This is a genomic window from Nostoc sp. (genome assembly GCF_036917375.1).
In the GTDB taxonomy this organism is placed as follows: domain Bacteria; phylum Cyanobacteriota; class Cyanobacteriia; order Cyanobacteriales; family Nostocaceae; genus Nostoc.
The window spans coordinates 1-17,181 of the sequence record NZ_JBALDN010000067.1; the positions used below are offsets into that span (position 1 = coordinate 1).

The following is a 17,181-nucleotide window of genomic DNA, read 5'->3' on the forward strand; positions in this document are numbered from 1 at the left end:
GGACAACAGTTAGCTTCTGCTAGTTCTGACAAGACGATCAAAATCTGGGATGTCAGCAGTGGTCAACTCCTGAAAACCCTGACTGGTCATAGCAAAGAGGTCATTAGCGTCGCCTACAGCCCCAATGGACAACAGTTAGCTTCTGCTAGTCTTGACAAGACGATCAAAATCTGGGATGTCAGCAGTGGTCAACTCCTGAAAACCCTGACTGGTCATAGCAGTGAGGTCTTTAGCGTCGCCTACAGCCCCAATGGACAACAGTTAGCTTCTGCTAGTTGGGACAAGACGATCAAAATCTGGAATGTCAGCAGTGGTCAACTCCTGAAAACCCTGACTGGTCATAGCAGTGAGGTCTATAGCGTCGCCTACAGCCCCAATGGACAACAGTTAGCTTCTGCAAGTGATGACAAGACGATCAAAATCTGGGATGTCAGCAGTGGTCAACTCCTGAAAACCCTGACTGGTCATAGCAATACCGTCTATAGCGTCGCCTATAGCCCCAATGGACAACAGTTAGCTTCTGCTAGTTTTGACAAGACGATCAAAATCTGGGATGTCAGCAGTGGTCAACTCCTGAAAACCCTGACTGGTCATAGCAATACCGTCTTTAGCGTCGCCTATAGCCCCAATGGACAACAGTTAGCTTCTGCAAGTGGTGACAAGACAATAATTTTATGGGATTTGGATTTCGATAATTTATTAATCAGTGGTTGCAATTTGCTGAATAATTACTTCATTGGTCATCCAGAAGTGTTAGAAGAGTTGCGATCGTGCCAAACTCCATCGCGGTTAACGCAAGGGGCGACAGCGTTACTCATCCAAGGTGAGAACTTAGCGCGAAATGATGATATTAAGGGCGCTGTTAATAAGTTTGGCAAAGCACAGCAATGGGATAATAAATTAAAGTTTGATTCCCAGACGAGAGCAAAAGAGTTGGCGAACCAAGGTAAGGAGGACAAGGGGACAAGGTGACAAGGGGACAAGATGAAATAGACTAAATAGATAATCACAAAGTGGAAGGATGGCATACAGCGATTTTAGTCTTGCCAAGGTGAAAAAGAGTTTTTATTTAACACTCGATGAAACTCGGAATTTATTTGCTGATACAAAACCGATTACACCATCAGAAACTCTCAGAACAATTTTAATAGATTACATTCCTTTAGCAACTGCAATTTCAACCGAAAAAGCAAGGTCGGAGTTTTTAATTGCACCAATCCTCGCAGAGGTCAGACGATTATTAAATAATAAAATATCCCTGTTTTCTGGAAATGAATTTAATGTTGATGCAACTCAAGGTTTGCAGGGTTTTTGCGATTACATCATCAGCAATTCCCAGGAACAATTATTTATTTCTGCTCCGGTAATGTTTATTTTTGAAGCAAAAAAAGAAGATATTATCGGCGGTCTTGGTCAATGTGTAGCAGCAATGATTGCAGCGCAGTTGTTCAATCAAAATCAAGGCAATGAAGTTAGGCGAATTTATGGCTCGGTTACTAGCGGAACTAACTGGAAGTTTTTATTTTTAGAAGGGACAACTGTTTATATAGATTTGACTGAGTACTATATTAAAGAAGTTGATAAAATTTTGGGTATTTTATTGCAACCTTTTCAACCTGTTTTAACTACTATTTGAATATACAGCAAGTACTGATGTAACTTACCTGGGCAAGGTTAAAAATTTGCTAAAAAATAAGAAAAGTTAAAAAACTCGTCTACCATTACCACTATTCAATTGATATGAGTCTATATTGTCTAGTTCACGGTGCCTTCCAAGCCACTTGGTGTTGGGATTTGCTAATTCCCCACTTAGAAGCACAGGGTCACAAAACCGTAGCAATGGATTTGCCAATTGAAAATGCATCTACTACTTTGTCCCAATTTGCAGATGTAGTAATTCAAGCACTGCCAAAAACTGATGATGATATTGTCCTAGTCGGTCACTCAATGGCTGGTACTATCATTCCCCTAGTTGCAGAAGCGGTAAAAGTGCGTCAACTAGTGTTTGTGGCTGCGTTGCTCCCCCATCCCGGAATCAGTACACTCGACCAATTTTCTCATCGGCTTGATTCTGATACGCTCAAATTATTCAATTACCAGCCAAAAGACCCAAGTAAACTCCAACAGTTCTACGATGAGCCTGATATGTATGAACCAGCTTCCGTAGGCAAAGATTATTCAGACGAAACAGTATTAAGAGAGTTTTTCTTTCATGATTGTCAACCAGATGTAGCACAGTGGGCAATCTCGAAAAGTCGTTCGCAACAATCTATGGCATATATTTTTGAAACGAATCCTCTAAAAGCTTTGCCGCATGTTGAACATAAATATATTGTTTGTACCAATGACCGAATAATATCTCCTACATGGTCACGCTACGCCGCACGCAAGCGTTTAGGAGTCGATGCCATTGAACTAGTTTCTGGACATTGCCCACACCTGTCTTGTCCCGATCTTCTTGCCTCAATATTAACTAGTGATTAATTAATTATTTGAGCAATCCAAAATCTTTTGCCCAAGCAGAATATTTTAACGGTGCAATCGCTCATAATAGATGAAGCCCCATAAATAGAAGAGAGGTTAAAGATGCTAAATGCGGTTGAGTTTCAAGCAAAAATTCAAAATGGTTTAATTCAAATCCCTAATGAGTACAGACAAGAACTTGGTGAAGGAGATGATATTAAAGTAATCGTTTTGGTGACGAAAAAATCATCTAAGAAAAGAGACATAATTGATGAATTAACAGAAAATCCTGTTCAAGTAGATAGTGTATTCAGCCGTGAGGAAATTTATAACCGATAATTATGAGTTCTAGTACGTCTTTTATTGATACGAATGTTTGGCTTTATCGTTTATTTGACGATAACAAGATGGAGGTTGCAGAAAGAACAAGAAAGCGTAATATTGCTATTGAAATTACAGAAGCTGAAGGAATTATCATTAGTACACAGGTTGTGAATGAGGTTGTTGCTAATTTGCTTAAAAAAGCAGCCTTTAACGAAGGGCAAATTAAAGCTGTGATTCAGTCGCTTTATCGCCGCTGTACTGTGGTAGAGTTCAATCTGACTATTTTTGAATCTGCATCAGATATCCGCAGTCGATATAATTTTTCTTTTTGGGATAGTCTAATTATTTCTTGTGCGCTATCCGCAAGAGCAAGTATTCTCTATTCTGAAGATATGCAAGATGGGTTAGTAGTCGCCGATCAATTAGAGATTGTGAATCCATTTAAAAAAGGCTAGAAACCGCATCTAAGCTGTCTCTAGCCTTAATTTACTTAATGGGCAGTACCAGACTCGAACTGATGACATCCTGCTTGTAAGGCAGGCGCTCTACCAACTGAGCTAACCGCCCGTTTGACTAATCCTTAACTAATATAGCAAAACATTTCGCATTGCGCTAGTGTTTTAAGAAAATCTTTTTTTCTCTTATACTGACTCAGTATTCAGTCACTCAGGATTTAGAATGCCCTCTGGTCGGACGCACGATCGCATTACTATGTATGCTCTGCCGTTGGTGGCGGGCGTTACTTTCTGGCAAACTCGCAGTAGTAATGCGACTTTGTTAGTTGCAGGCGGGTTTCTCTTTGGCGGGCTGATGTTTGGCCCGGATTTGGATATTTACTCTGTGCAATTTCAACGCTGGGGTTTTTTGCGCTGGATTTGGCTACCTTATCAAAAAAGTCTCCGACATCGTTCTTTTTTATCCCACGGACCGATTATTGGCACGATTCTGCGGATACTTTATCTGGGGTGTTTGCTTGCTATTTTGGCAATTTTCGTTTTGGCGATCGCGCAAAGGTTATGGAATCTGAGTTTTAGTTGGCAAGATTTGGGACAAACTGTGGGGCGATCGCTCGTGCAATACGATACTGAATATATCGCCCTGTTTTTAGGGTTGGAACTCGGTGCGATGAGTCATTCTCTCAGCGATTGGGGGGGTTCGGCTTATAAGCGCGTGCGAAAACAGGGGGTTCGGGGGTTGCTTCCTAGTGGCAAAATTAAGAAGCGGAAAGTGAGGGGTGGTAGTCGTCGGCCGAGAGTAAAGAAATAATTTTTTTAAACGCAAAGGAACGCTAAGGGAAGCGCAGAGGTACGCAGAGGTATGGAAAAGCAAGAAGAGAGTTTGGCGGCGTTGCAGGAATTGATTGAGGTGGTGGCGAAGTTGCGATCGCCTGATGGTGGTTGTCCTTGGGATTTGGCTCAAACTGCGGAAACTTTGACGCCTTTTGTGATTGAGGAAGCTTATGAGGTGGTGGATGCGATTAAGAGTGGGGATCAGGGTGCGATCGCAGAGGAGTTAGGCGATTTATTATTACAGGTGGTATTGCAAGCCCAAATTGCTAGCGAATCGGGGCAATTTTCTCTTAAGGAAATTACTCAAGGAATTTCTCAAAAGTTGATTCGCCGTCATCCTCATGTGTTTGGTGATGTGTCGGTTGCCAGTGTGGATGAGGTGCGGCAAAATTGGGAACAAATCAAAGCTGCGGAAAAGGGCGAAGCATCTCCAGACGCGCAAAAATTTAGTGCTAAACTCGCTCGTTATGGACGTACTCTTCCCCCACTGACGGCGGCGATGAAGATTTCTCAAAAGGCTGCGGCGATCGGGTTTGAATGGGAAAATATTCAGGGTGTTTGGGATAAGTTTCATGAGGAGTTGGCAGAGTTCGAGCAAGCTTTAGCTGAGGAAACACCCGAACGACAAGAAGCAGAATTAGGCGATTTACTATTTGCAGTTATTCAGCTAGCGCGTTGGCATAATCTTGACCCCAGTACCGCTTTACAAGGCACAAATCAGCGCTTTGTCCAGCGATTAGAAAAAATGGAGGCGGTTGTTGACCGTCCCCTTTCTGATTACAGTTTGAATGAGTTAGAAACTCTCTGGCAACAGGCAAAAGCTCAACTTGCGAAAGAAGGGAGTGGGGAATAGGGAGTGGGGCATTGGGAATTGGGCATGGAGAAGAGACAAGGTAGACAAGGAAGAGGGGGAAGACAAGGAAGAGACTTGTTCAATAATTCCCCCTTGTCCCCTTGTCCCCCCTGCTCCTTTCTTCAAGATTTTTCAGCATCAAACCACTTATCATATAGCGATTGATAAGTGCCATTTTCTTTGAGACTCAGCAAAGCCTGATTAATTGGTTTGCGGTAGGGACTGTTGTTGGGCAGAATGATGCCATAGCTTTCTTCACGCAAGATACTGCCTACAATCTCTACTTTCCCTTTGCCTTCATTGGCAGCATAGAAGAGGAGTACAGGCGCATCAAACACTACGGCATCAGCTTTTTTTGTTTGCAAAGCATTATAAGCTTGCTCAATCTTGGTAACTTCTAAAATTGAAATCTTATGTTCTCGCAGGTATGTGGCGGCTGTACTACCCGCAGTTGTGGCTACTACCTTGCCGGGTAAATCGTCTATACTCCTGATATCGCCCTGAAGCTGTTGCACTGTCAATGAGGTAGTCGCGCTGGCTGTAAAGTAGGCGACAAAAAGTACTCCGATGAACATCCAGATAATACCTACTAGGCGTCCCATTACTCCTTTGGGCATTTCATCAGCTTGGGTTGCTAAGGTGGCAGCTGACCACCAACAGGCTTTGAAAATCCCAGGAAAGTATGATTTGGGAATCATCCCATCTTTGTGATGACGTTCAGATAACCAAATAATGTGGGCTGCTACCACAATTAACACTAGGGCAATTCCTATTACTTGCAAGAGGCTACCGGAGAAAAACAATTGCAAAATATTTGGGAAGGCACTGTTATTTTTCTCTGGGTTTCTCACCATAATTTGCAGCCCCCCAGCAAAAATAGGTAATGAAAAATCAAAATTCTGCTCGCGTTCGGCTGTAATTGAGATAGCTGAAATCCCCAAGTTGGCTTTGTTGTCTTTAATAGCCGAGAGCAGTTCCGGTACAGTGGAATATTCAATAAATTTTGACTCTACACCTATTTGGTTAGCGATGTTGCGCCAGAGGTCGATACTGAATCCTGATAGCTCACCTTTGTTTGATAGCACAAAGGGCGGTATAACTCGTGTAGCTACTAATAACGGTTGTTGGAGTTGTGGTTTTTGGGCTACTCCTGGGGACGCCATTAACAACAATGCCAGGATTCCACCTACTAATCCTATGCAGGTATACAGTGCTAAGGAACGCTTGGTTTTGTTTTTTGGGTCATGTCTGCCAATCGGGCTTTTTCTCCTAGCCATCAGTTGGCGAAATCTACTAGCGATCGCATTTATCATCATCATTCTCTCAGGATTGTGTGCGTAATCTACTTATCATGCCCACCCCATACCAAAGATCGCGTTCATCATCCCCCTAATACCAATTTTTTTCAGATTTACGGGGACTGGAGATTGAAAAGATAGATTACCTCGCCTAGAGTCGGGTTGATTGTTTCACATTTCGTAGGCGTAGCCCGCACTTCTCTACGTTCGCGCAGCGTGTCACAGACAGACGCTGCGCGTAGCTTGCTTCCACGTTCGTAAAGCGTGCCGTAGGCAAGTGGTACAACAAGCTCTGTTACCATCGTAGACATCGCTTATACTATTTACCCACTGATTCTTAATCAGCAACTTGGTTGAGTCAATTTTGACCTATTGTTCTGGTAATGTTGGTGTAAGCATCAAGCCCCCCTTAAACTATAAAAACATTTACTGAAATCTACCTAATATGTTTCTTGCTGTACAATCCTGTAGGTGGATTTCTTGATAAATTCTTTATTTTAAGGTTGGTATTTAGAGGTTGAGACAACTAGATCGTCTCTAACTCACTTTGTAGAACTCGCGTTGTCAAGACAAACCTCTATCTTTTGAGTAATAGTTTTGAGATCGGCTTTTAGCGTACATTTGGATTTATAATTACCAGATATTTTATCTAACTTACACTTACTTAGTCTTTGCAAAGTGAGCAACATGAATGTAGACGATTTTAGTCAACAAGTAGAGACATTGCGCTCACGGGTAACGGGATTAGTGCAAAGAACTGCAAGTGAGCCGTATTCACAGCAAGAGTTAACAGCAGAAGCTTTTGAGGAGCTTCAAATTACTTTAGAAGAACTAAAAATCGCTTCCGAGGAACTACAAGCAACACGTATCGTAGTAGAGAAGGAGCGCCAGCGCTACCAAGAATTATTTGATTTTGCGCCTGATGGTTACTTGGTAACTGATACATTCGGCACTATTCTGGAAGCTAACCGTGCTGCTAGCATACACCTCAATGTTTCACAGCGATTTTTGATTGGTAAACCGCTACTTACTTTCATCGCCCAGTCAGATCATCAAGCTTTTTTTAATTACCTAATTCAGTTGCAGCAGCTCGATCGAGGCGGGGAATGGGAAGTGTGTTTACAACCACGAGAAAAAATCTGTTTTGATGTCGCTTTGACAGTACTTACTGTTCGTAACGAAAAAGGTAAGCCAGTTGCTCTGCGCTGGCTAATGCGTGACATTAGTCAGCGTAAGCGTTTAGAGTTGCAGCGCCAGCAGTTATTTTCTAATGAGCAAGCCGCCCGAATTGCAGCCCAAGCCGCAGAAAAACGCTCTAATTTTTTGGCTGAAGCAAGTAGTGTATTGGCATCTTCTTTGGATTATCGCACTACCCTAACCAGCGTCGCGCAATTAGCAGTCCCTACTCTTGCCGATTGGTGTATTGTGGATGTCATCGAACATAATTTACCAGTCTTCACTAACCCAGTTATCGTTGCATCTGAACCAGCGAAAGAAGCGCTGATCCGAGAACTCCAACAACGCTATCCAATTCCTGTTGATGCTGATTACGGCCCACCGAAAGTTTTACGGACTGGTAAGCCGGAACTGGTTACAAACATTCTTGAGTCTTCATTAGAGAAAAAGTCCTCCAACGAGGAACACTTCAGTCTGCTGCGCCAACTCCAAGTTAAGTCTCAGATGGTAGTACCATTGTTAGTACGCGAATGCAAGCTGGGGACAATTCTATTAGCGTCTGCACAACCAGGACGCTATTACACTACTGTAGACCTAGAAATGGCTGAAGAACTTGCTCAACGAGCAGCATTCGCCATTGAAAATGCCCAGCTTTATCGCCAAGCCCAAGAAGCTAACCGCATCAAAGAAGAATTTTTAGCGATCGTTTCCCACGAACTTCGTACACCTCTCAATTCTATACTGGGTTGGGTTCAAGTAATACGTACTCGCAAATTGGACGAAGCAGCTACTTCTAAGGCATTGGAGACAATCGAGCGGAATGCCAAACTTCAAAGGAAACTGATTGAAGATATCCTCGATATCTCACGCATTGTACAAGGTAAAATCCGTCTAAATATCGCTAAAGTTGACCTTGTGCCTATAATTCAGGCGGCTATTGAAGCCATACATCCCACCTCTGAAATTAAAGATATTCAAGTTGAGTCTAATATTGACTTCTCAGTAGGTCAGGTTATGGGTGATGCAGAACGCCTGCAACAAGTTGTCTGGAATTTACTCTCTAATGCCGTCAAGTTCACACCTAGCGGAGGGAGAGTTGAAGTACATCTGGAACAGGTAAACTCAAACGTCCAGATAACTGTCTCTGATACAGGTAAGGGAATTAGTACTGACTTTCTACCTTATATCTTTGAGCGCTTCCGTCAAGCTGATAGCACAACTACTAGAGTAGACAATGGTTTAGGGCTGGGGCTAGCAATTGTACACCATTTAGTAGAAATGCACTCAGGCACAGTCTACGCATTTAGCGAAGGGGAAGGAAAAGGAGCAACATTTACAGTGTCGTTACCTTTGGTAGAACCGCAACCAGAGCAGTCAATTAAAGAGAGTAAAGTAAAAGTAGATAACCTCTCAATACTCAACGGCTTGCAAATACTTGTTGTAGATGACAATGCCGATACACGAGAGTTAATTGCCTTCATTCTTGAACAGTCTGGAGGGCAAGTGACGGCAGTTAGCTCAGTAAGTGAAGCTCTGGAAGCACTAGAACGATTAAAACCTCATGTTCTAGTCAGTGATATCGGAATGCCGGATGAGGATGGTTATTCCCTGATTCGGAAAGTGCGGGCGCAGGAAACAGAGCAAAGGGAGAAGATTCTAGCTGTAGCACTAACGGCATTTGCTAGAGAAGAAGAACACAAGCTAGCTCTGCAAGCTGGATTCCAAGTTCATCTATCCAAGCCAATCGAGCCAGGAGAGTTGGTGAAAGTGGTAGCAAATCTTGCCAAAGGTGGCAAACAAGTTTAACGCACAATCAAGCTTTTGGTAGCAAATGCGATCGCTAAAGCAGCAAATGCGAACCCCAAATCAGCAAATGCGAACGCCAAAGTAGCAAATGCGATCGCCGAATCAACAAATGCGATCGTCAAAGTAACAAATGCGATCGCCAAAGCAGCAAATGCGATCGCCAAAGTAGCAAATGCGATCGCCAAATTAACAAATGCGATCGCCAAATCAACAAATGCGAACGCCAAATTAACAAATGCGATCGCCAAATCAACAAATGCGAACGCCAAATTAACAAATGCGATCGCTAAAGTAGCAAATGCGAACCCCAAATCAGCAAATGCGATCGCCAAAGTAGCAAATGCGATCGCCAAATCAACAAATGCGATCGCTAAAGCAGCAAATGCGATCGCCAAAGTAGCAAATGCGAACCCAAAGTAGCAAATGCGAACCCAAAGTAGCAAATGCGATCGCCAAAGTAGCAAATGCGATCGCCAAATTAACAAATGCGATCGCCAAATTAACAAATGCGATCGCCAAATTAACAAATGCGATCGCTAAAGTAGCAAATGCGAACCCCAAATCAGCAAATGCGATCGCCAAATTAACAAATGCGATGGTTTTACCCCACCCTAACCCTCCCCTTGGAAAGGGGAGGGAACTAAATTTCTTGTTTCCCCCCTTTACAAGGGGGGATTAAGGGGGGTAATTCGACTTGTGTGTTGTATAACCGTAGTCTTAGTAAGGGGAGGGGTTGAAGGCGGCGATCTGATTTATAAGTTGCATTAAAAAAAGAGGCAGTTACTAACTACCTCCTGACAAATTAAAGCTTGGATGGACTGAGAAATGCTTCGACAGCAGCCTAAAAACTCAGCTAGCTGCGGCTCAAAAACATAATCAAGACCACTCCCAGGATAATCGATCCACCGCCAAGGAAGAATGACCAGAAGCGATGGTAACTGTTGACAATAGTGCCATTTTTACTCTGGAGTTGAATTAAATCCATCCAAGGCGCAACACCTCGACGGAACCAACCCACAGCCCCAACTTGTTCGCCAATCAAGCTTTGGACTCGCTTCATCCCAAACAGAAAATTGCCGATAGGGCCAAAGCGTGAGGCGTAATGCAAATAAAGCATTCCACTACGATCTTGAATTTTCAAATCGGAACCAAATTTATAACCAGCGTCGCCACGACCAATAAGTTGACCTTCCAGTTTTGCAGGTTGTCCGCGTAACGGACTCGCATAAGGGTCTGACATCAGGGTGAGAATATCGGTTTCTGGTGCTTGCTTGTAGTCGGGGAACATTACCAAAGCTTTGATGAGAATTCCGACCCCTAAGCCAATTAGTGGCGCACCCAATACCAAACCTGTGTTTGGCGAACTTGACAACAAAATCACACCTATTACCAAGCCAACTAAGAAACCAATTGTTTCAGCACCGTAGAGTACAACATCTAAAAAGAAGTTGCCGTAAAGCCTACTTTTATTAAGACTTTTACCTTCTCCAATGACTCGCCCCATATCAAACTCAGTCGGTAAACCCAATTGTTCCGCGTATGTACTTAATGCACGAACTCGCTTACCTGTCAATGGGTGAGTGGAATTTAACTCCATCCACCAGCCCCAAGGGTTAAACATATCCCACAGAAAGACGCGACCAATTTTTTGAGTATCGGATGCAATGCGGTAAGCGGTTCCTGTGGAAGCGGCGGCTTTATGGTCATAGATACCCAAGGCGCGAGTTCCTTCAATTAAACGGCTGGGTTCTTGTGTCCGCGAACCTTCTTCTAATATTCCATAAGCAATCTTCACCAAAGCGCGGGATAATCCATTGGGATTACCCGTACTTTCGGCTGCAAAGTGGTCAGCAAAGTATTCTCGTGTGCGGGAAAGGTATAGCACTAGATAAGTACCAACGACATAAAACACGTAGGCAACTAGGGCAGCAGTTTGCATCGCATCTTTGATTTTGCTATCGCCACCGCCACGCCCAAATCTTCTGGCTGTACTGTAAATCAAGTAACAAATTTGCACTAAGGTAGAAGCTACTGTCATCACTGCAAAGTCCCAGTGGACGATGTGCCCCAGTTCGTGAGCGTAAACGGTAGCAATTTCATCGTCATCAAGATATGTGAAAAGTCCCTGACTGACGACTAGACGGGCACTGTTTGGCAATGAACCATAAGTAAAAGCCGTGGGATTTTGGTCGTTAATGATTCCCAAACGCGGCGTTTTCAGCTTTTTCTGCTCGCAGACTTGGCGAATAACTTTAGCTGTCTCTGGACTGAGGGTTTCAACTTCTGCCAACTCTACCCAGCGAGTTTGGTAAAGCCAGTGTTGAGTTAAGTCCATGATGAACGGAGATATGAAAAAGGCGGCGATATTAAAAACTAGGGTAATACCAATAGCGATCGCTAATCCTTGGAGTGGATTATCATTACCCAAAATAAATACTAAGCTCAAACCTAAAGCCAACACCATGCCAAACAGCAAGGTCATGGTGACACCAGAAGCTAACGCCAAACTACCACCCACTCCCCCCATCGCTAATTTCATCCCAGTGGTAACGGCACGACCAGCTTTTTGACTAGCTTTAGGTGGCGTTTGACGGAAGGATTGACTAGCTTGTTCTGCCCAACTGCGAGCCTGTGGGTTTTCGCTCATGATTAACTTTTGACACAAGGCCTTGGCTTTTTCGGTTTCGCCTGTGGCTTGATAAGCTTTCATCAGCCACATCTGTGCTGAAAGATAATCTGAGGAATTGTGTTCAGCGCAATCGCGGCAGAATTGTTCGAGTAATTCAATCGCTTCTTGATAACGTTTTTGGTTTAAGGCATCTAATGCAGATTGCAACGACATAGGATCTCCCTACTGAAGGAGTGGTATTTGATCTATCAATACTCATAGATCCAGCGATCGCCACTGCAATTTCGTAAAAATTTAATTAACGACAGTATAAAATATTTACTTAAGTAAAAGACTAGAGAAACATATATTACTATGTCTCTCTAGCCTGGGGAACGCATAAATCATGTTTAAGACTTTCAAACAAAATATGTAATAATACTTATAATACTTTTATTACTGTAAATTTACTACCTCTTTCTCCGTGTTTGATATTTAGAGAATACAAGTTTTCAACCCAGCCTTACTTCACCCGATTAGAGTAATTACTGATTACCCAAATGGTTCACCCGATTGGAGGAAGACGAATGATGAACATAACCTGAGATTGATAAGATGAGGAAAAAGTAAAGACTTTGTACTATGACTATTTTTGATATAGCTTCTCCCCTAATTGCGATCGCAGGTCAAACCCGCCAAGCTGCAAGTAAGCTAGGGATTCTCTCCACTGAGGCAAAAAATCAGGCGATTGAAGCGATCGCTCAAGCTTTAGAATCAGCTAGAGATGAAATTTTACAAGCAAATATTGCTGATTGTAAAGCTGCTACTACCGAAGGAATTTCCCAACCACTATATAAGCGGTTGCAGTTAGATGAACATAAATTAAGAGATGCGATCGTTGGGGTACGAGATGTTGGTAAGCTAGACGATCCTATTGGTAAAGTCCAAATTCACCGCGAACTTGATACTGGCTTAATTCTCAAACGAATTACTTGTCCTTTAGGTGTTTTGGGAATTATTTTTGAAGCCCGTCCAGAAGCGGCGATTCAAATTGCTTCTTTGGCTATCAAATCGGGAAATGGTGTAATCCTTAAATGTGGAAAGGAAGCAGTACGTTCTTGTGAAGCGATAGTTAAAGCAATTAAACAGGGATTATCGCAAACTGCTGTTAATCCAGATGCAGTGCAGTTGCTCACAACTAGAGAAGAAACTCTAGAACTTTTGAAATTAGATAAATATGTAGATTTAATTATTCCTAGAGGCTCTAATTCCTTTGTCAGATTTGTGCAGGAAAATACTCGTATTCCAGTACTAGGTCATGCCGACGGTATTTGTCATCTTTATATAGATAAAGCTGCTGATATTTCTAAAGCAGTTCCAATTACGGTCGATGCTAAAGCGCAATATGCTGCTGTCTGTAATGCAATTGAAACTTTGCTAGTTCACCAATCAATTGCTACAGAATTTTTACCGAAAGTTGCTGAGGCTTTGGAAGAACGCCATGTGGAATTAAGAGGTGATAAACGCACCTTAGAAATTTTACCTAATATCAAAACTGCAAGAAAAACCGATTGGGAAACAGAATATAACGATTTTATTTTGTCCATAAAGATTGTAGACTCTATAGAAGATGCGATCGCTCATATTAACGAATATGGTTCTCGCCATACTGATGCCATTATCTCTGAAGATTCAACATCTGTGGAAACTTTTTTTGGACTAGTAAATTCAGCGAATATATTCCACAATTGTTCTACGCGATTTGCTGATGGCTTCCGCTATGGTTTCGGTGCAGAAGTAGGGATTAGTACGCAACAAATGCCTCCCCGCGGCCCCGTTGGTTTAGAAGGATTGGTGACATACAAATATCAAATGACTGGCAATGGACATATTGTAGCTAGTTACACCGGGGCGAATGCTAAAGCTTTTACTCATCAGGATTTAGTGTAAAAGATCGTCAAAAGTATATGCTCTAGTAACGCTAGAAATACACCGATATATCCGGTGTATTTTTTATGTTAATAGTTTATTTGAGTTATCAAAAGTTTTAATTGGGCCATGCCATCGATCATCATTTAAGAAAACCTCGTTAAAAGCTCCATTAGTGTATTGACTAATTACCTTACTCCAAAAAGCTTGTGCGCCTAAGTTTAAAGCAGTCTGCTGTACTTCCCAATTGCCAGGAAAGTGATCGAAAATGTGAGTAGCTACTTGTTTACCAATACCTTGATTTCGATACTTCTTGAGGATAAAGAACTCAACAATAGACTTGGTATTTTTATCTTGATGAAGGTAACTGTACTGATTAATAAGTACAAAACCTGCCAGTTTCTCATCAACTTTAACTAGAAATGGGTGTCGTTCAAGTTCTGTCCAATAATAATCAAGATATCGATAGCCAAACAAGCCACAGTCATCTACATCTTTAGCTTCTATCTTACTCAAATCATACTGGTATAGTTCCATTAAATTACACAGCACTGACTTCTGCTTTTGAGTAGCTCTAACCACTTCAATTTTCATAAAGTATCTACGATACTGTAACTAAAACATAATGAGCGCCAACGATTTAAACAATATCTCATATCCTAATTGGGAAGCATTGAAATCGATGTCAGATGACGACGTTGATTATTCTGAATATTCCATTAAACGATAAGTTTTTCGAGAAGGCAATGTTGAAATTGCCAGGAACTCAAGCACAAAAATTAATTCAGATTTATCCAGAATCATAGCTTGGTTTCAATTCCAGGGTGTCGAAGACAAAACACTCATCAATTCTGTCTTGCATCAACATATTAAATCTTTGAGATGAAGCGATCGCTTCAAGAATCTTGACTCGAAAGGGCTAGTTCTGGAGTTAACATTAACCTATCGGATCAGTTACAAAAAAATAGATTTCGCATGAGTAACAAAATATCCAAGGTCGGTATCATAGGTGCGGGTAATGTGGGTGCAAATGTAGCAAATGATTTAGTGCTACTTGGTAAATGTGTAAAAGTCGTCCTTTTTGACCGAACTTTATCAAAAGCTGAGGGGCAAGCATGGGATATTGAAGACACCATTCCCCTACTTAAAGACATGGAGATTATACCATCAAATCAGTATGAAGATTTGGCGGATTCTGATATTATTGTCGTGACTGTTGGAGTGCAGCAAAAAGAAGGACAAAGCCGATTAGATATATTGAGCGATAATGCAGAAATCATGCGTTCAACAATAAAAGAATTAGATCGAGTTGCACCCAATTCAATTATACTTATCGTTAGCAATCCAGTTGATGTACTAACACGGATTGCGATCGCTACTTCCACTAGACCAGAAAACCTAATTTTCGGGTCAGGAACCGTTCTTGATACTGCTAGACTGAGATATCAACTTGGTAAGCGACTGAACGTTAGCAAACAAGACGTTCGTGTTTATGTGATTGGAGAGCATGGAGACAGTGAATTTGTCGTTTGGTCTAGTGCATTTATTGGGGGAATTCTGTTAGCTGAATTTCCCATACCACAAGGAGCAACGCTGGAAGAAATTCAGCAAGAGTACGCAGAATTAACCCGTAAGCGAGGTTATAAAATTTCTGAACGTAAAGGAAATACTAGCTATGGCATATCAATAGTAGTTTGTCAGTTAGTTGATACCATTTTGCGAGATGAAAAGCAGATATTTCCAGTATCGGTAAGAGCAGATTCTAACTATGGAGTTGGTAGTGAAGTTGTTCTTGGACTTCCATGTATCATTAGTTCCCAAGGTATTGAGCGCCAACTAGTGTTACCAAGAAATCCTCATGAACAACGTTTATTAGAAGAGTCAGCCACCAAACTGAATGAAGCCTACAACTCGGAGCATAATAAAAATCAACTCACATAGGTGGTAAATATCTTTAGCTGGCACACAAGATTAGTAATTAACTTTAAACTAAGGCTTTCAATAACGCCTGAAGCTTAAGTTGCACCTCTGCAAATTCCCTATCAGGATCGGAGCCAGCAACGATACCAGCACCAGCATACAATCTTGCGCGATCGCCATCAATTAATGCTGAACGAATTCCCACAATAAACTCACAGTTACCCTGAGAATCTATCCAACCCAGAGGCGCTGCATACAAACCTCTCTCAAAGCTTTCGTAACGACGAATTTCGGCACAGGCTACATCTCTTGCTGCACCAGCAACGGCTGGTGTAGGATGCAATTGTCCGACAATCTTTAATGGGTGTATGTCAGCAGGAACCATAGCACTGATTGGTGTCCATAAATGCTGGATATTCGATAATTGTCGCAATCGGGGGGCTAATATTTGCGGTAATAAACCTAGCTGACATAAGCGTTGTGTAATGAAATCAAGCACTAGAGAATGTTCGTGCTTTTCTTTTTCACTATTTAGTAAGCGATTGGCATTAGCTGCATCTTCAGCAGGGGTTTTACCTCGCGGTGCAGAACCAGCTAAAGCATCAGTAATTAACTGTTGATTATTAATACTAATTAATCTTTCTGGACTTGCACCAATAAAATTTTGTCCTTTGCCATTACTTGTAGAAAAAATATAACAATTAGGATGATTTTGTCGAAGATTATTTAATGATTTAACTAAGCTAAAGTGGTTGCTTGATTTTACGTCCAATATATCTGCTAGGACAATCTTACTTAAATGGCTAGACCGAATTTTTTCCAAAACAGATACTACTGAACGTTTAAATTGGGCAGAGTTTGTGACAGATTTTTTATATAAGTTTCTAGGAAAATAATCAATATTAACAGAGTAATTGTCTAAATTTTGGATAAATTCAATTTTATTTTGCAGATTTTCTAACAATCTTTCAATATTTACATTTGGATTGATAATTATATTTGTTACTAATATGCAACGCTGATTTTTTACGGCTACTTGCCAACGTGGAAGAAAAATGGTAGCAGATGGAAATGGATAATCTACTTGGGCGTTTTTATCAAAAAAACTGAAATAACAAAAAAAGTGAGGACCAGAAAAAGGTTGATTTGCGTTACCAAAATTAATTATATTTTTTAGACAAGATTTGATAAAATATTCTGCTTGACTAAAACGGCCTGAGCCATCAATCTGTAATTTTGCTACAGAATCAATTGCCGCGATCGCTTCTCCTTTACCTCTGTCCTCAAAGTAAAAATTTATTTCATTTGCTTGTGTAAGTTTATCTAATACAAGTAAAGGGTCAACTAAATCAATTTCTTGGGAGACACTGACAATTTGTCTGCAATTATTTTTGACGCACTTTTCTTGCACCGCTACCAGAAATTGATATAAATCTTTGTGCTTTACAAAGAAGTTGCTACGACATGGTGAAACTGTCATGGATTTAACGATAGTAAATTTTTTTTAAGTTAACT

17 protein-coding genes and 1 tRNA gene are annotated in these 17,181 nt (G+C 41.5%); 12 read left to right on the top strand and 6 right to left on the bottom strand.

Annotated elements, in window-relative coordinates:
• From V7K45_RS18790 to V7K45_RS18810, 5 genes are all read left to right on the top strand, one after another.
• On the top strand, positions 1-972 hold a 972-nt coding region (locus V7K45_RS18790; RefSeq protein WP_335006007.1), incomplete at its 5' end, for a WD40 repeat domain-containing protein.
• Between the two features lie 49 nt (positions 973-1,021).
• Positions 1,022-1,636: a hypothetical protein gene (locus V7K45_RS18795; RefSeq protein WP_335006009.1), complete on the top strand. Its 615-nt coding sequence runs from the start codon at positions 1,022-1,024 to the stop codon at positions 1,634-1,636.
• A gap of 104 nt (positions 1,637-1,740) precedes the next feature.
• Positions 1,741-2,484, top strand: coding sequence for an alpha/beta hydrolase (locus V7K45_RS18800; RefSeq protein WP_335006011.1), 744 nt, complete (start codon positions 1,741-1,743; stop codon positions 2,482-2,484).
• A gap of 102 nt (positions 2,485-2,586) precedes the next feature.
• The gene (locus V7K45_RS18805; protein WP_335006013.1) at positions 2,587-2,802 is read left to right on the top strand and encodes a hypothetical protein; all 216 of its coding nucleotides are present in this window, start codon (positions 2,587-2,589) and stop codon (positions 2,800-2,802) included.
• A gap of 2 nt (positions 2,803-2,804) precedes the next feature.
• The gene (locus V7K45_RS18810) at positions 2,805-3,242 is read left to right on the top strand and encodes a PIN domain-containing protein (RefSeq protein WP_335006016.1); all 438 of its coding nucleotides are present in this window, start codon (positions 2,805-2,807) and stop codon (positions 3,240-3,242) included.
• 39 nt (positions 3,243-3,281) lie between these two features.
• Here V7K45_RS18810 and V7K45_RS18815 read toward each other — a convergent pair.
• Positions 3,282-3,354 (bottom strand) — tRNA-Val (locus V7K45_RS18815).
• Positions 3,355-3,465: 111 nt separating this feature from the next.
• On the opposite strand from V7K45_RS18815, the gene V7K45_RS18820 reads away from it, so the two are divergent.
• Complete coding sequence (locus V7K45_RS18820; protein ID WP_335006018.1) at positions 3,466-4,053, top strand: metal-binding protein; 588 nt, start codon at positions 3,466-3,468, stop codon at positions 4,051-4,053.
• 51 nt (positions 4,054-4,104) lie between these two features.
• On the top strand, positions 4,105-4,929 hold the full coding sequence (gene mazG / locus V7K45_RS18825; RefSeq protein WP_335006020.1) for a nucleoside triphosphate pyrophosphohydrolase: 825 nt from the start codon (positions 4,105-4,107) through the stop codon (positions 4,927-4,929).
• A 122-nt stretch (positions 4,930-5,051) separates the two neighbouring features.
• On the opposite strand, the gene V7K45_RS18830 is transcribed toward mazG, so the two are convergent.
• Together V7K45_RS18830 and V7K45_RS18835 are read right to left on the bottom strand one after the other, a co-directional pair.
• Positions 5,052-6,242: a transporter substrate-binding domain-containing protein gene (locus V7K45_RS18830; RefSeq protein ID WP_335006081.1), complete on the bottom strand. Its 1,191-nt coding sequence runs from the start codon at positions 6,240-6,242 to the stop codon at positions 5,052-5,054.
• A 98-nt stretch (positions 6,243-6,340) separates the two neighbouring features.
• A complete protein-coding gene (locus V7K45_RS18835; protein ID WP_335006023.1) occupies positions 6,341-6,538 on the bottom strand; it encodes a hypothetical protein in 198 nt (65 codons plus the stop codon).
• Between the two features lie 376 nt (positions 6,539-6,914).
• Between V7K45_RS18835 and V7K45_RS18840 the strand changes: the two genes are divergently transcribed.
• Genes V7K45_RS18840 through V7K45_RS18850 form a run of 3 tightly spaced genes read left to right on the top strand, consistent with a single transcriptional unit; the run spans position 6,915 to position 9,888 of the window.
• On the top strand, positions 6,915-9,209 hold the full coding sequence (locus V7K45_RS18840) for a PAS domain-containing hybrid sensor histidine kinase/response regulator (protein WP_335006026.1): 2,295 nt from the start codon (positions 6,915-6,917) through the stop codon (positions 9,207-9,209).
• Positions 9,210-9,224: 15 nt separating this feature from the next.
• Positions 9,225-9,629: a hypothetical protein gene (locus tag V7K45_RS18845; RefSeq protein ID WP_335006028.1), complete on the top strand. Its 405-nt coding sequence runs from the start codon at positions 9,225-9,227 to the stop codon at positions 9,627-9,629.
• A complete protein-coding gene (locus V7K45_RS18850; RefSeq protein ID WP_335006030.1) occupies positions 9,613-9,888 on the top strand; it encodes a hypothetical protein in 276 nt (91 codons plus the stop codon). The genes V7K45_RS18845 and V7K45_RS18850 overlap by 17 nt, the downstream gene beginning before the upstream one ends.
• Positions 9,889-10,062: 174 nt before the next feature.
• Here V7K45_RS18850 and V7K45_RS18855 read toward each other — a convergent pair whose 3' ends face one another.
• On the bottom strand, positions 10,063-12,051 hold the full coding sequence (locus tag V7K45_RS18855) for a zinc metalloprotease HtpX (RefSeq protein ID WP_335006032.1): 1,989 nt from the start codon (positions 12,049-12,051) through the stop codon (positions 10,063-10,065).
• A gap of 408 nt (positions 12,052-12,459) precedes the next feature.
• Between V7K45_RS18855 and V7K45_RS18860 the strand changes: the two genes are divergently transcribed.
• Complete coding sequence (locus V7K45_RS18860) at positions 12,460-13,767, top strand: glutamate-5-semialdehyde dehydrogenase (protein ID WP_335006034.1); 1,308 nt, start codon at positions 12,460-12,462, stop codon at positions 13,765-13,767.
• Between the two features lie 63 nt (positions 13,768-13,830).
• On the opposite strand, the gene V7K45_RS18865 is transcribed toward V7K45_RS18860, so the two are convergent.
• Entirely contained in the window at positions 13,831-14,340 is a 510-nt protein-coding gene (locus V7K45_RS18865; RefSeq protein WP_335006036.1) for a GNAT family N-acetyltransferase, read from the bottom strand.
• 381 nt (positions 14,341-14,721) lie between these two features.
• On the opposite strand from V7K45_RS18865, the gene V7K45_RS18870 reads away from it, so the two are divergent.
• Positions 14,722-15,687, top strand: coding sequence for an L-lactate dehydrogenase (locus V7K45_RS18870; RefSeq protein ID WP_335006038.1), 966 nt, complete (start codon positions 14,722-14,724; stop codon positions 15,685-15,687).
• A 43-nt stretch (positions 15,688-15,730) separates the two neighbouring features.
• Here the strand turns inward: V7K45_RS18870 and V7K45_RS18875 are convergent, their stop codons facing one another.
• The gene (locus V7K45_RS18875; protein WP_335006040.1) at positions 15,731-17,146 is read right to left on the bottom strand and encodes an isochorismate synthase; all 1,416 of its coding nucleotides are present in this window, start codon (positions 17,144-17,146) and stop codon (positions 15,731-15,733) included.
• Positions 17,147-17,181 lie beyond the last annotated feature (35 nt).

Excerpts from the sequence above, each read along its gene's own strand:
- V7K45_RS18855 (WP_335006032.1), bottom strand. The coding sequence starts at position 12,051 with ATGTCGTTGCAATCTGCATTAGATGCCTTAAACCAAAAACGTTATCAA.
- mazG (WP_335006020.1), top strand. The coding sequence starts at position 4,105 with ATGGAAAAGCAAGAAGAGAGTTTGGCGGCGTTGCAGGAATTGATTGAG.
- V7K45_RS18840 (WP_335006026.1), top strand. The coding sequence starts at position 6,915 with ATGAATGTAGACGATTTTAGTCAACAAGTAGAGACATTGCGCTCACGG.
- V7K45_RS18830 (WP_335006081.1), bottom strand. The coding sequence starts at position 6,242 with ATGATAAATGCGATCGCTAGTAGATTTCGCCAACTGATGGCTAGGAGA.
- V7K45_RS18820 (WP_335006018.1), top strand. The coding sequence starts at position 3,466 with ATGCCCTCTGGTCGGACGCACGATCGCATTACTATGTATGCTCTGCCG.
- V7K45_RS18870 (WP_335006038.1), top strand. The coding sequence starts at position 14,722 with ATGAGTAACAAAATATCCAAGGTCGGTATCATAGGTGCGGGTAATGTG.
- V7K45_RS18800 (WP_335006011.1), top strand. The coding sequence starts at position 1,741 with ATGAGTCTATATTGTCTAGTTCACGGTGCCTTCCAAGCCACTTGGTGT.
- V7K45_RS18850 (WP_335006030.1), top strand. The coding sequence starts at position 9,613 with ATGCGAACCCAAAGTAGCAAATGCGAACCCAAAGTAGCAAATGCGATC.
- V7K45_RS18860 (WP_335006034.1), top strand. The coding sequence starts at position 12,460 with ATGACTATTTTTGATATAGCTTCTCCCCTAATTGCGATCGCAGGTCAA.
- V7K45_RS18810 (WP_335006016.1), top strand. The coding sequence starts at position 2,805 with ATGAGTTCTAGTACGTCTTTTATTGATACGAATGTTTGGCTTTATCGT.
- V7K45_RS18835 (WP_335006023.1), bottom strand. The coding sequence starts at position 6,538 with ATGTCTACGATGGTAACAGAGCTTGTTGTACCACTTGCCTACGGCACG.
- V7K45_RS18795 (WP_335006009.1), top strand. The coding sequence starts at position 1,022 with ATGGCATACAGCGATTTTAGTCTTGCCAAGGTGAAAAAGAGTTTTTAT.
- V7K45_RS18865 (WP_335006036.1), bottom strand. The coding sequence starts at position 14,340 with ATGAAAATTGAAGTGGTTAGAGCTACTCAAAAGCAGAAGTCAGTGCTG.
- V7K45_RS18875 (WP_335006040.1), bottom strand. The coding sequence starts at position 17,146 with ATGACAGTTTCACCATGTCGTAGCAACTTCTTTGTAAAGCACAAAGAT.
- V7K45_RS18805 (WP_335006013.1), top strand. The coding sequence starts at position 2,587 with ATGCTAAATGCGGTTGAGTTTCAAGCAAAAATTCAAAATGGTTTAATT.